The organism is Acinetobacter sp. PC34, assembly GCF_051789135.1.
Classification (GTDB): Bacteria; Pseudomonadota; Gammaproteobacteria; order Pseudomonadales; family Moraxellaceae; genus Acinetobacter; species Acinetobacter johnsonii.
This window is the reverse complement of record NZ_CP196664.1, coordinates 1,364,258-1,378,393: the sequence shown is the minus strand read 5'-3', so window position 1 is coordinate 1,378,393 and position 14,136 is coordinate 1,364,258. Positions and strand designations below refer to the sequence as shown.

13 protein-coding genes are annotated in these 14,136 nt (G+C 41.6%); 8 read left to right on the top strand and 5 right to left on the bottom strand.

What is annotated here, in order from left to right; all coding sequences use genetic code 11:
• Positions 1 to 4: 4 nt before the first annotated feature.
• The 3 genes from ACSC9N_RS06695 to ACSC9N_RS06685 all read right to left on the bottom strand — a co-directional run bounded on the left by ACSC9N_RS06695 (position 5) and on the right by ACSC9N_RS06685 (position 4,710).
• Positions 5 to 1,144: a phospholipase A gene (locus ACSC9N_RS06695; RefSeq protein WP_130235099.1), complete on the bottom strand. Its 1,140-nt coding sequence runs from the start codon at positions 1,142 to 1,144 to the stop codon at positions 5 to 7.
• Between the two features lie 17 nt (positions 1,145 to 1,161).
• The gene (locus ACSC9N_RS06690; RefSeq protein WP_130235100.1) at positions 1,162 to 4,101 is read right to left on the bottom strand and encodes an insulinase family protein; all 2,940 of its coding nucleotides are present in this window, start codon (positions 4,099 to 4,101) and stop codon (positions 1,162 to 1,164) included.
• Between the two features lie 159 nt (positions 4,102 to 4,260).
• Entirely contained in the window at positions 4,261 to 4,710 is a 450-nt protein-coding gene (locus ACSC9N_RS06685; RefSeq protein ID WP_062033171.1) for a GNAT family N-acetyltransferase, read from the bottom strand.
• A 139-nt stretch (positions 4,711 to 4,849) separates the two neighbouring features.
• On the opposite strand from ACSC9N_RS06685, the gene ACSC9N_RS06680 reads away from it, so the two are divergent.
• The 8 genes from ACSC9N_RS06680 (at position 4,850) to ACSC9N_RS06645 (ending at position 10,865) form a co-directional block, all read left to right on the top strand.
• Positions 4,850 to 5,854, top strand: coding sequence for an adenosine kinase (locus ACSC9N_RS06680; RefSeq protein ID WP_130235102.1), 1,005 nt, complete (start codon positions 4,850 to 4,852; stop codon positions 5,852 to 5,854).
• A gap of 14 nt (positions 5,855 to 5,868) precedes the next feature.
• Complete coding sequence (locus ACSC9N_RS06675) at positions 5,869 to 6,180, top strand: Rieske (2Fe-2S) protein (protein ID WP_010326961.1); 312 nt, start codon at positions 5,869 to 5,871, stop codon at positions 6,178 to 6,180.
• 18 nt (positions 6,181 to 6,198) lie between these two features.
• Positions 6,199 to 6,816, top strand: coding sequence for an OB-fold-containig protein (locus ACSC9N_RS06670; protein ID WP_058951796.1), 618 nt, complete (start codon positions 6,199 to 6,201; stop codon positions 6,814 to 6,816).
• 703 nt (positions 6,817 to 7,519) lie between these two features.
• Positions 7,520 to 7,711 (top strand): cytochrome oxidase putative small subunit CydP, encoded by a 192-nt coding sequence (gene cydP, locus ACSC9N_RS06665; RefSeq protein WP_004696660.1) that lies wholly within the window; start codon positions 7,520 to 7,522, stop codon positions 7,709 to 7,711.
• Complete coding sequence (locus ACSC9N_RS06660; protein WP_004696658.1) at positions 7,711 to 9,291, top strand: cytochrome ubiquinol oxidase subunit I; 1,581 nt, start codon at positions 7,711 to 7,713, stop codon at positions 9,289 to 9,291. The genes cydP and ACSC9N_RS06660 overlap by 1 nt, the downstream gene beginning before the upstream one ends.
• The gene (cydB, locus tag ACSC9N_RS06655) at positions 9,288 to 10,433 is read left to right on the top strand and encodes a cytochrome d ubiquinol oxidase subunit II (protein ID WP_004981849.1); all 1,146 of its coding nucleotides are present in this window, start codon (positions 9,288 to 9,290) and stop codon (positions 10,431 to 10,433) included. The genes ACSC9N_RS06660 and cydB overlap by 4 nt, the downstream gene beginning before the upstream one ends.
• Before the next feature lie 24 nt (positions 10,434 to 10,457).
• Positions 10,458 to 10,559: a cytochrome bd-I oxidase subunit CydX gene (gene cydX, locus ACSC9N_RS06650; RefSeq protein ID WP_002120988.1), complete on the top strand. Its 102-nt coding sequence runs from the start codon at positions 10,458 to 10,460 to the stop codon at positions 10,557 to 10,559.
• Positions 10,560 to 10,562: 3 nt separating this feature from the next.
• Positions 10,563 to 10,865, top strand: a complete 303-nt coding sequence (locus ACSC9N_RS06645) for a cyd operon YbgE family protein (protein ID WP_004696655.1) — start codon at positions 10,563 to 10,565, stop codon at positions 10,863 to 10,865.
• Positions 10,866 to 10,919: 54 nt separating this feature from the next.
• Here the strand turns inward: ACSC9N_RS06645 and ACSC9N_RS06640 are convergent, their stop codons facing one another.
• Complete coding sequence (locus tag ACSC9N_RS06640) at positions 10,920 to 11,534, bottom strand: MarC family protein (protein ID WP_130235101.1); 615 nt, start codon at positions 11,532 to 11,534, stop codon at positions 10,920 to 10,922.
• 12 nt (positions 11,535 to 11,546) lie between these two features.
• Entirely contained in the window at positions 11,547 to 13,607 is a 2,061-nt protein-coding gene (locus ACSC9N_RS06635; RefSeq protein WP_005401063.1) for a choline transporter, read from the bottom strand.
• Positions 13,608 to 14,136 lie beyond the last annotated feature (529 nt).

Sequence of the window (14,136 nt, the reverse complement as noted above, 5' to 3'; positions counted from 1 at the left end):
TAAATTAGTACCAATTCATTAAGGACACGCCCAAGCCTACGTAGGTCGCTCGGTGGTTATAATCAATTAAGCTTTCGCCATAACCATCAAATAACTGCAAATGGCCACGCAACTTCCCTGAAATAGGGAAAGCCCAGTCAAACTGTGCAGCACCACGTGAATCATCGCCACCTTTTAAACTATGGCGAAGCATGAGTGAAAAATCATGTTCATTCCAACGGTAGAATGCTGTTAAGTCACCCCGTCCGACATAATCCTTAATATCAGGGTTATTATCATCACCTGCATCTTCGTCTAGACGGTACCAAGGGCGCAGCATGAGCGCAAAGTTGTCTCTTTCAAAACCCACATTCAACATGACACGGTTCCAACTACGTGATAGCGGATCGGAACGACCATTAGACTGATGGTTGAAAGTTAATCCCAGTAAGCGACCATTTAAACCCAACAATTCATAATTGGTGCGGAAAACCAAACTGGCTTCAGGCTCATAGTTCGTTTCACGGAACGGACGTGATTCATCACTATTATAAAGCTGCCAACGAGAAGACTGGGTATAACCCAACCAAACATCACCATTGTCCCCAAATAGGTTTTCAACAGCTTTGGTTTTTAAAGACAGTTGGAATTTCGCTTCCATTGACTTTAGGTTCTGATCTTCATCCACCGTATTGGTCGGATTTGGACTTTGTGGATATTCATTTTTATCCGTTGTCCAAAAACCAGGCATTAAGTACACAGGTTGGTAGGCACGAATATTCCAAGTCCCCAGTTTACTTTCGGGTGAAAGCTCCCAACGACTATCCATTAAAGATAAATTTGGCGATATTTTAGGACCTTCAGAAGCGAAAACAGAGCTCACACTTTGTGTAATCTTCCCCGTGATATTTTCGGGTTCTGGCGCAATTTCCATAGCTGCACGTTGCTCAGAAACAATGCGCGGCTTTACTGCTTCAGGAATTTTAAATAATGCATCATAACAAGCCAAACGGTCTGCATTCGATGCCAATGCAACACATGCCTCGGCTGTTGCAGGAGCTGCAGGTACTTCGGAAATTTGTGCATGTGTTTTAGCGACACCCAAAGTACTGAGCACAGTCATGCTCAGTACTAAAGTTGAACGCTCAAATGATTTGAACGCCATACGACCCTCTTATTGTTTTACTGAACTTGTTGAATACTAAAACCTAACTCAATTAAAGTATCACGCTTCGCCATAGGTGCAACCACGGCTTTCGTTGGTTTTTGTTCAAGCAAGTATTGTACCGCCACACGTTGCAAGTCCTCTAAACTCACAGCCAAAAGACGGCTACGTAACTGCTTACGGAAGGCTGGTGTACGTGCATGCAAAAGTGCATAACATGCCGTAATCGCTTCACCCGCTGGTGAACCTGGTTTGTCCATACCAGCAATCAAACCTAAAATTGCTTCTTCAAGCTGATGTGGCTTTTGCTCAGTATTGAGCAACCATTGCACACAGGCTTCAAAGTCATTGAAGGTTTCAGCCAAACGCGGGTCACGGTAGCTATAGAAACGGAATGAACATGCATTGCCGTCATAGCTTGCGCCACCACCATAAGCCCCACCTTTTTCACGAATTGCACTGTGTAAGAAACCATTACGCAAGTACGCTGCCAGCACCATCAGCGGGGCAGCATCTGGATGTGACACCTCAACGGCTTGATAAGCCGATGAACAGAATTGAACATTGGCTTGAATTAACCATGCCTCATCTGCATCGGTATCAACCTGCTCAGTAGCTTTTAAAGTCACAGTTTGCTCAGGAATAGCTAACTTGTCCCACACGTTTTGAACTTCTTCAACCAAACGGTCTGACTGATGTTCTTCACACACCAGTAAGAACTGTTTTGGTGCTTGTAAAAGTTTTAAGTGAATCGCTTTTAATTCATTGATCAAATCATCATAAGCTGCTGCATCTTTTTCAATACGGCTGACTAGATCGCCTAACCAGTTTAATGCACCCAAGCCCGTGTTGTGATAATCACGTTTTGCCAAAGCACTGTGGTTACGTCCTGCAATTTGCATGGCATAACTGTGGCCTGAACCTGAAAGACGGGATGCCCAACGTGTTTTACGTTGTTGCAATAACTCAACAATGCGATCTTTTTCGTCAAAACGCAGTTGTTCAAAAGCCAGTTTCAACAATGCAATACTGTCAAAATTACTCACCAACGATTTTGTGGTCAGCGTTAACCATGCACTGATTTGATTTTTATCATTTACTTGAGATCGTAAAGAGGCGCCCATACCTAAACCACCACTCACCGCAGTTTGTAGTTGTTGTAGTTCTAGATAGTCATATTGACCTGCACCAACTTCACCCATCAAAATGGACAGCAAGTTAAAGTATGGCGATTGCACTACATCTTGCGGAATCTGGATCAGCACTTGGTTGTAGTAAATACCATTCGTACCCGCATGATAAAGATTCAACGGATAATCGATACGATTTGAGATAATCTCGCGCAACTGCCCTTGTACAATTTGCAGTTCAGCAGGCACATCTTCCAAGCCCACTTTTGGCAAAAGATTAAGGTCATCTGGGGTATCTTGACGGACTTTAAGTGCTTCAGTTTGTGCTTCAATTTCTGCTTTTTCAGCGTCTGTTAGCTGCGCACCAATTTCGGCTAAACGTGCTTTTTCTGCCGCCGCTTCCACTGCAGATTTATTGGCATCAGGCACCAAAGTCATTTGTACACGGTGCGGGTTATCAATCAAATAGGTTTTGATTAAGTTTGACAACCACATTGGATCTTTCAGTTCTTCTTTTACCGCAGCAATGGCTGAGTCCACATCCCATACAGTGACTGGGTCGCTGTGGTGAATCGCACTGCCCAAACCATTTAAAATCAGGCTTAGACCGTAAGGCATGCCATCACCATTGATTTCGCGTTGATGTAATTCAATTTGATGTAAAATTGCATCCACCATGTTTTGATCGACAGGTTTTGAAGCGACGTCTTCTAAAACCTTAAACACACCTGCTTTAAACTCAGCTGTATGTTCTGGATTAGAACCTTGTACGCCACAGTAGAAGGTCATTTCGTAGTTTGAATCATCTACCCCCATAATCGGGCCAGTAGACTGTGCATAACCACACGTTTCTAAATAATGACGTAATGGAGAAGCCGAGTCTTCTAACAGTACACCTTCTACAAGGCGCATACCTAAGCGTAGTTTGATCTCGCTGGCTTTAGGCAATAACCACGAAATGATGTGATAAGTTTTGTCTTTTAAATCTTCTGCATCTACCGCATAGGTTTCAGTCACTTCTAGCGGTGCAGTCAAACGGTGCTCTTCTTTAGAGAATAGCGTTTCACCTTTTGAAAACTTGGCCAAGGCTAAAGTTTCAAACTGCTCTTGTAGATTGTAAGCAGGTTCATTACCAAAGGTCATGAAAACTGCGTTACTTGGGTGATAATGTGACTTGTAGAAGTCCACCAACTCAGGGTAAGTCAAGTCTGGAATATCTTTAGGGTCGCCACCTGAGTTGTAGTGATAAGTGGTTTCAGGAAATAAGTGATGCGCTAACTGATGATACAACTGGTCTGAAGGCGAACTCATTGCCCCTTTCATTTCATTGAAAACCACACCTTTATAAACAGGCTCTCCGTTTTCAAGCTCAATGCGGATCCCTTCTTGGGCAAAATCCAACGGATTCAAATTGGCTGCAAAAGCCGCATCTAAATATACTTCAAGTAAGTTTTGGAAATCTTTTTTATTCTGAGTCGCAAATGGATACGCTGTCCAGTCCGCCGCAGTAAAGGCGTTCATAAAAGTATTCAATGAACGTCGAATCATTAAAAAAAACGGATCACGAACAGGGAATTTTTCCGAACCGCACAGTGCTGTGTGCTCTAAAATATGCGCTTCGCCTTTTGAATCCATAGGTTGGGTGCGAAATGCAACCAAGAATACATTTTCATCATGATTGGTGGCCAAGTGATAATGCACTGCCCCAGTGACTTTATGTTTATATTCAGACACTAAAATGTCTAAAGCTTCAACATGGTGTTGACGTACCAACTGAAACGCAGGATGTACAGTTTGAGAAATGGTTTCAGTGACATCTACAGTCATGTGATCTCCTAACAATAATTAATACACTGCCTGCATTATAGCTTTAGTTGTCAAAAGATTTCACGCTGAAAACCCGAGTAATTTGCTGGAAATTTGAAAAGCATCTCGCTGCTTTCCAAATTTCAGTCTTTTTGAGGGAGGTGTTCTCAGAAAGTAAAACTAGATGAGATATTTAAAATAATTATAGTTCGGGTGATTTTCCACAAAAACATAGTTTTGCTTTTGATAAAAACTGGCTGCGGATAAGTCTGCGGTATTTAAACACAGTGCAGAAAAGTTTGGACGCGCACATTTTTCTAGATGCGCCAACAACTGACGACCCACACCGCTCTTACGGTATTTAGGATGTACATAAAAACGACGTACGCGACCAATTCGCGCTTCGATTTCATTTTCACCCCATTGCTGATTTAAACCGCCACAGGCAATCAATTGGTCTTGATCATAAGCCAATAGCAATACTTCACCCTTTTGATCAAAACGATTTTTTCCACTTTGATATTCTTCGATCAAGCGGGTCAACGGTTCATATCCTTCTTTTGCTGCGAGTTGTGCCAAAGCTTGTATTTGAGGAGGTAATTGTTTTGCCGCTTGAATTAAAATTTCCATCTAAACTTCCTTGAATATGAGCAAAGCCATTTCACTACATTTGCCACGTAAATAAAATGAATTTTCCTCAACAAACTACAGCAATCTTGAGCATTGGTGTAAAATGTCGCTTTATTTTCAATACGTGACGAAAAAAGACATGGCAACTGTTGATCTTTTTGCAATTGGTAATGCACTAATCGACCAGGAATTTAAAGTCTCTGACGACTTCCTTATTCAACAACATTTGCAAAAAGGCACTATGCAGTTAACTGATGGTGAAACACAAGCAGATCTTTACAAAAAATTAAAAGAAACACAAAGCTATAAAGGTCAAGCTTCAGGTGGTTCAGCAGCCAACACCACCGTTGCCTTTAGTGCCTTGGGTGGTTCAGCATTTTATGCATGCCGCGTGGGTAATGATGAGCTAGGACAAACTTACCTTAACGGTTTGCACGAAGCAGGCATTAAAAACACTGAAAAATCAATCAGTGAAGGCGTAACAGGCACGTGTATGGTTTTAGTCAGTGAAGACTCTGAACGCACTATGCATACCTATTTGGGGATCACGGCCGAGTTAACTGAACAACAGATTGACTTTGAACCCTTAAAAACCGCGAAATGGCTCTATATCGAAGGTTATCTTTCAACCAGCGATAGCGCACGTTTGGCTGTTAAGCAGGCCCGTGAAATTGCCAAAGCTCATGGTGTTAAAATTGCATTAACCCTGTCTGACCCTGCGATGGTGCAATATGCGCGTTATGGTCTAGATGAAATGATTGCAGATGGTGTGGACTTATTGTTCTGTAACCAACAAGAAGCCATGATGTACACTGAAACTGAAACAGTTGAGGCGGCTTTAGCAAAACTTAAAACACTGAGCCAGCATGTGGTGATTACACTTTCGGCGGAAGGTGCACTTATTTCAAATGCACAGGAAACATTTAGTGTTGAAGGTCGTAAAGTACACGCTATCGATGCCAATGGCGCAGGCGATGCCTTTGCTGGTGCCTTCCTCTATGCTGTGAATGCAGGCTTAGGCTTACATACAGCTGCGCAACTTGCAATTTTGATTTCAAGTGAAGTGGTGTCTCAGTTTGGCCCTCGTTTAGCTGTGGCAGATTACGCCGAATTGCTCCAACAACTGCAAAAGGAATGTGCATGATGCAAAAAATTTGCATGACAGAAGACATCCCAGAACGCGAAGCGCGTTCTTTTGAAACACCTAAAGGGGATACGATTTTTATCACCCAACGTGACGGTGCCTTCTTTGCTTACCAAAACATTTGCCCGCATTTGCAAGTTGAACTTGAATTTTTGGAAAACCAATTTTTAGACCGCGACCAAGAATTTATTGAGTGTTCGACCCATGGTGCGCTGTTTATGGTGGAAACAGGTGAATGCATTTCTGGCCCATGCCAAGGTGAAGCACTTGAAAAAGTAGCGATTACCGTGCATTCTGACGGCGGGATTTATCTCACAGAAGAATAATGAAATTGGACGTTCACCATGTATGAGTTGCTACATCACCCTGATTTGATGCTCTTTCATTTCAGCTTATTGACTTTAGTCATACTCAGCATGGTGGAAACCTTAGGCTACTTTTTTAAATCACGCCCAAGTCATTTCCTCAAAAGGCTCTCCCCGCAAAAACTGACTGAATCTCCACTGCTAGACGTTAAGTTTTCTAAAGTGCTGATTGTGGTTTTTCTCTTACTTAATTTTAGTGTTGCAGGTTATTTCCTTCAGTTCTGCATCTATGCCAAAGAACAAACGTTTACTTCGGCTTACTATCTAATATTGCCCGCGCTGATTATTGCAATTTTCTTTACCGTTTTTATGATCCACTGTTTGGATCAAGTTATTAAACCAAGACCAGATAAAAAGCAAACCAACTTACTGGGGCGTCTGGCGACAATCTCTAGCGGGAATGCACGTCCTGGTTTTTCGGCTCAAGCTCGCGTTCGCGATGAATATGGTCAGCTACACTATGTGCAAGTTGAACCTGAGTTTGGTGAACTTGAATTTCAGTCACAAATTATTCTCATTCGTCTAAAAAAGTCGCATTACATAGCAAAGAAAATTTCAAAATCCAATCAACTTTTTAGTGGTGAAAATACGCGCTAAACAAGCACTCAATCTGACCTCGTTTCAACGCTGTACGTCTATATAAGCATGTTTATCCTTTGCCATGGCCTATACCCTACCAAGATATTGATAGCGTCAGCCTTCAACAAACGCCTTACAACGCGCTGTTTAAATCGAACCCTTGCCTCATCTTCTTGCTCAATCTTTTTAAAGTAATCTTTCATTCACAATCCAGCTTTCTACAATTTAAAAATATTTGCGCAACATAAGATCAGGATGAGAATTTTACTCTCCGCCTCTGCCTTCAAGCTCATATGACACAATAAAAGACTTTTTAAATATTAATTCGATTTTCAATGCCTAATTTCCTTGTGATGTATGCGACAGATCAAATCATCCATGATTCATATCCGTTAAAATCCATCATTTAAAAGCCCTATCACTTTTATTATCTTAAGACGAATTATCAATAAAATAACGATGAACGTTAAATATAAGCATTTTAGTCGGATTTAAAATAAATATATACAAGTATTTTAGTCAGGTATTTAAATATAAACACAAGTAATTTAGTCAACTTTAAAATACAAAAATATTAGTTTATTTTTCATCACATCATTATTTTAAGTATATGTATTTAAACAACTTAATAATATATTTTTTATTTAAGTTTAAAGACTATTTATCTTTTGTATGTTTTTGTTTAATAATATAAAGCAAGTTAAAAAATAGGCTTTGTGAAATGAGCTTAGTCCCCAAAAATCTCAATCAAAAAGTCACCAGAGAGATTGTGGCCATTTTAATCATTAAGGTGATTATTTTAATGGTCATTAAGAACATCTGGTTTGACGCCCCGACTATTCCTAAAAATTTTGACAATCAAGTTGCTGAGCGTATTGCAGGCAATCCATCCCCAATCAAGGAGACACGTTGATGATATCTGAAAGCGTGGTCGATCTTTCGCGGTTCCAGTTCGCTATGACCGCGATGTATCACTTTATTTTTGTTCCACTTACACTGGGGCTTGCCTTTATTCTTGCCATTATGGAAACCACCTATGTGATTTCAGGTAAAGAAATTTATAAAGACATGACCAAGTTTTGGGGGAAACTCTTCGGTATTAACTTCGCTTTAGGGGTCACTACTGGCTTAACCATGGAGTTCCAGTTCGGGACTAACTGGGCATATTATTCACACTATGTGGGGGATATTTTCGGTGCTCCATTAGCCATTGAAGGATTAATGGCATTCTTCTTAGAATCGACATTCATCGGTCTGTTCTTCTTTGGATGGGATCGCTTATCCAAAGTACAGCACTTATGTGTGACATGGCTGGTTGCACTCGGTTCTAATATGTCTGCCTTATGGATTTTGGTTGCAAATGGTTGGATGCAAAACCCTGTCGGTTCTGTATTTAACTATGAAACCATGCGCATGGAACTGGTAGATTTTGGTGCTCTCATTTTTAACCCAGTTGCGCAGGTAAAATTTGTACATACCGTGTCTGCGGGTTATGTGACAGGCGCTATTTTCGTCCTTGCTATTTCAAGCTACTACTTACTGAAAAAACGCGATATTCCGTTTGCACGTCGTTCATTTGCCATTGCCGCAATTTTTGGTTTAGCTTCAACACTTTCAGTGATTTTACTGGGCGATGAGTCAGGTTATGAACTGGGTGATGTTCAAAAAACTAAACTCGCGGCCATTGAAGCAGAATGGGATACTCACCCTGCACCTGCACCCTTTACTTTGTTTGGTATTCCAAATAAAGAAACCATGACTACAGATTATGCAGTGAAAATTCCATATGTGATGGGTCTTATTGCAACACGTTCTTTAGACAAAGAAGTGACTGGTATTAAAGATTTGATCGTACAACACGAAGATCGTATTCGTAACGGTATGGTGGCTTACTCACAACTGGAAAAACTACGCGCAGGTGATACTTCTCCAGAGCTAAAAGCTGCCTTTGCTGAAACTCAAAAAGACTTGGGTTATGGCTTACTGCTGAAGAAATACACACCAAATGTAGTTGATGCATCTGAAGATCAAATCAAATCTGCTGCAAAAGACACGATTCCTCACGTGCCAAGCTTATTCTGGGCATTCCGTGCCATGGTTGTATCTGGTTTCCTTATGCTGTTGTTATTTGCTCTAGCAACCTTTGCTGTGGCAAAACGCAATGCAGAAAACAAACCATGGTTACTGAAGTTCGCGCTTTTCGCTTTGCCTCTGCCATGGATTGCTGCACAAACAGGTTGGTATGTTGCAGAAGTAGGGCGTCAGCCGTGGACGATTGGTGAAGTTCTACCTACACACTTGTCAGCATCAAGCTTAAGCACAGGTGATGTATGGGGTTCTATCGCTGCCTTAGCTGCGTTCTATACCGTTCTTTTGATTATTGAAATGTATTTAATGATCAAATTCTCACGTCTTGGTCCAAGTTCGCTTCACACTGGTAAATACCATTTTGAAAAACTTGAAGCAGCTCGTAATGAGGAGACTCAAGCATGATCGAATATGAATTACTCAAAATCATTTGGTGGGTTTTAGTCGGCGTCTTGCTGATTGGCTTTGCCCTCACCGATGGCTTCGATATGGGCTCTATGGCGATCATGCCATTTGTGGGCAAAACAGATGAAGAACGCCGTGCAGCCATCAATACCATTGCTCCGCACTGGGACGGTAACCAAGTTTGGTTCATTACTGCTGGCGGTGCATTGTTTGCCGCATGGCCAATGGTTTATGCAACAGCATTCTCAGGCATGTATTGGGCGCTACTGTTGGTACTGTTTGCTCTATTCTTAAGACCTGTAGGTTTTGACTACCGCTCTAAACTACAAAATACCAAATGGCGTACGTCATGGGACTGGGGTTTAGCCGTGGGTGGTGCTGTGCCTGCACTGGTCTTCGGTGTGGCGTTTGGGAACATGTTCTTAGGCGTGCCATTTAGCTTAGATGATACCGTCCGTTCAACTTATACAGGGAGCTTCTTTGCCCTACTCAACCCATTTGCTTTAGTCTGCGGTCTCGTTAGCTTATCAATGCTATGTGCACACGGCGGTGCATGGCTCATGCTTCGTACCGATGGTGACTTACGCAGACGCTCAGCTCAAGCAACGAAACTTATGGGCATTGTTTACCTCATCTGTTTCTTAGGTGCTGGTGCTTGGTTGTACTTTGGTGGAATCGAAGGTTATACCTTAGTCACTCCATTTGACACCAACGGTGTTGCTAACCCATTGGCAAAAGAAGTGTTGACCAATGCCAACCATGGCTGGATGAACAACTACTCGACTTACCCAATTACCATGATTGCGCCTATCGCTGGTATCTTAGGTGGTTTAATTGTGGTGCTTGCAGCAGGCAAAAACAAAGCGGGCTTTAGCTTCTTAGGTTCGAGTTTAGCGGTCGTGGGTGCAATTTTAACTGCTGGTTTTGCGCTGTTCCCATTCTTAATGCCATCAAGCATTCAACCTGTTGCAAGCTTGACCATGTGGGATGCAGTTTCAAGTAAAACGACGTTAACTGTAATGACAGTTGCGGCATGTATCTTTGTCCCACTTATTTTGTGCTATACCACTTGGTGTTACTACAAAATGTGGGGTGTTATTACCAACACACACATTAAAGAGAATTCACACAGCCTTTACTAAGGCTGTGTCTAAGGAGATCAAATTATGTGGTATTTTGCATGGATTCTCGGCATTTTGATGGCTTGCTTTGCAGGTGTACTCAGTGCTCTGTATATCGAACATCATCAAGACCTTGATGAGGAATAAACCATGACAGACGTTGCTATGGAAAACCAAACTGTAGATAAAAAGCCGAACAAATTTGCGATGCTAATTTCCTGCCTATTGGCCTTTCCACTTGCAGCGGTGTTGTTAGTGCATCCTGCTGCTATGTTGGATGACAATGGTCACTATAGCCATAGTGCACTGATGTATATCATGATTGGTATCTCAGGTGGCTTTATCCACGGCGTCGGGTTTGTACCACGCCACTGGATTTGGAAATGGCTATTTAGCCCGTTTCTATCGTGGCCACTGATGATCTGGGGTTATTACACTTGGTTCTTCAGTTAAATAAAAAAGCCCTCATTGACTGAGGGCTTTTTTATGGTCCGCTATTCGTGGATTCTACATTTCAGCCATGACACCAATAATGCCATTAATAATCATATCTACCGCAATAGTTCCAATCAGTAAAGCCGACAGTCGCCCGACAATATCAACATAGCGGTCAATATATTTGGCATGCTTATAACGCAAATGGTCATGCGCGAATTTCATTAAAATCATCAAGCCACAGGTCAACGCCAAAGTCAGGAAAATAATCATCGCTGCGCCGCTGATTGGCAATGCCATACCTGTCACCACAGCAGCACTAATGGTTCCTGGACCAATCATAAAAGGCATGGCGATGGTTCCTGCCAAATGCTCAGGCGCACCACGCATTTCACCAATGGTATCTGCCCCCTGAAACACGTAACGATAACCAATCACCAAGAAGATCAGACCACCAAATATTTGAAAGGCTTCAAAGCGTACATTTAAATATTTACTAAAAATCGCTTCTCCGCCCCATGCGAAGAGCATAAATACTATAAAAGCAATAAGACAGCCCTGAACCAAGGCCTTATTAAATACTTTAGCTTCGGAGTTCCGAATCATGCCAATCATATAAATACTCATTAAAAATGGATTCAGCAATGAGAAAAACAAAGCAAAAGCATGTAAATATGAGGTCAACATGGTTCCTCCTAATTATCCTTGAGGGTCTGGAAATAAGGGACGATTCCCTGGACTGATTCGATTGATATGTAAGAAGGTCATGTGACGTTCATAACGATCCAGCACATCATTAATCACTTGCTCTTTGGTATAACCAACAAGGTCGTTGCCTTGAGAACCTTCATACAAATAGGTTTCAAGACGGTAGTAGAACCGTTTACCCAGTTTGCCACGCTCACTAAAGGTCGGCGCGATATAACGCACTGGCCAAATTTGATAGACAAAGTTTTGTTCTTCTTCCAAATGTATCATCAAATCTAAATGATATAGATTTGGGTCTTCTTCTAGTGCACTCTCTTGAACACTGATGTCGATACCTCGTTTTTGCATTTCCTCTGCAACGGCCATTACCGCAGGTCGGCAGATGTCATCGAGCATACGCCGAGTATCAGTTGTTCCTGGATGGTGCATGACTCGGGACAAACGTTTTTTCCAGTTGAGGATGTCGACATTGCCCACCACGGGTGCGGCATTTAAACTGCTACTGGCTTGTCGGTAGTCTTCTAACCGCAGTGATTTATACAAACCTGCCATCACCAAGAACATCACAAAACTAAACGGCAACCCCATAATAATCGTGGCATTTTGTAGTGCCGTAATCCCGTTAGCCATCAACATTGCAAGGGTCAATAAACCAATCGCTATGGCCCAGAATACACTCAACCATCGCGGTGCATCATGATCGACATTGGTAAATTGAGTGGTGAAATTACCCAATACCAGTGCACCAGAGTCCGCCGAGGTCACATAAAACAGTAAGCCAGTAATTGTGGCTACACCTGCAATAAACGGAAACCACGGATACTGTGCCAGCAAGTCATAAAAACCATGTGCTGGGTTGGCAATGACACTCTGTGCGAGGGCTAAATTACCATCAAAAATCACACTATGTAGTGCACTATTTCCAAATATTGATAACCACGTGAGTGTGAAAAATAAAGGAATAATGAGCGTTCCGCTAACAAACTCACGAATGGTTCGACCACGTGAAATCCGTGCTAAAAACAAACCTACAAATGGTGACCAAGCCACCCACCATGCCCAAAAGAACAATGTCCAACTGTTCATCCATTCTTTGGGTTGTTGAAAGGCAAAACTTTCCAAAGTCATACTTGGAAAACGGTTAATGTAGTCCCCAATATTTTGCACAAAAGCATTCAGTAAAAATTCGGTATTGCCTAAAAACAAAATAAACAGCATCAACCCAACAGAAACATAAATATTGATCTCAGAGAGAACTCGCAGTCCCTTATTCACCCCTGAAGTCACTGAAATAATGGTCATTACCACCGCAACCACAATTAATGCGGTTTGCATCCAGAGGTTTTCAGGTAAATCGAACAACACATGTAAGCCATAGTTCAGCTGTACTACCCCAATCCCGCAGGTTGTCGCAATACCAAAAATCGTCCCGATGACCGCTGCGGTATCAACACTATGACCAATCGGCCCATGAATCTTATTGCCAAAAATCGGATATAAGGCAGAGCGAATAGTCAGTGGTAAGTTATAGCGATAACTAAAATATCCCAATGCCATGCCAATCAAGGCATACATACACCATCCAGTTAGACCATAGTGAAATAGCGTCCACACCATGCCTTGACGTGCAGCCTCTAGGGTCTGCCCCTCACCCACGGGTGGATGCATATAGTGAGATAAAGGTTCCGCCACCGAGAAGAACATCAAATCGATGCCGATCCCAGCTGAGAACAACATTGCAGACCAACTTAAAAGGCTAAATTCTGGCTTGGAATGTTTGGGGCCTAATTTGATGTTGCCATAGCGAGAACAGGCAATAAAAATGACAAAGACCATATACAAAGTCGCTGCGAGTAAGTAATACCAACTAAAAGTAGAACTCACCCACGCCAAGACTGTATTTAAGGTTCGATTGGCAAAGTCATTAAACAAAATGGTGGTAATAGAAAAAATTAAAATAATGAGAGCTGAAATATAAAAGACCACACCATTTAAACGGTCTTTAGGCGCTAATGTTTGATCATCAACTGCTCTTGGATTATCTGTTGCCATACAATCCTCAAGAAAGTAAATAAAAAAAGACAAAAGCCAATTTTTAAACTTCTCGTGGTCGAGAGCTTAAAAATCGACTAACGAAAACGACAGTACTTTTATCAGAAATAAAAACGCTATCTTCTTTAAACCCGAAGGTCTAAATCAATTATGAGGTGCATTTTCTACACATTTTTAAAATGTGAGCCACCCTTGTTCATTGATATTTTGATAGGAATCCTACACATATTTCCCCTCAAAATGACTATAAGAGCTTTCTCAACTCGAAAAAAGTATAAAACCGTAACCTATAGCTCATCAGCTCACTTTTCTGAATGATGTCCTGAGATTAAACCCTTATGGCACATCCATTTGATAAATAAAAAGTTATGTCGAATACTCAAAGCAATTTAGCAGTATTTTGCTTTGAATTTAACCATAAGTGTACTTTTTATTGATTGAACGTTCAATCAATAAAAAGTATCATAAAAAAATGCTATGATGCTTTCCATGTAAGTTATTGAATCTAACGCCTTTAAATTTAAGGCAA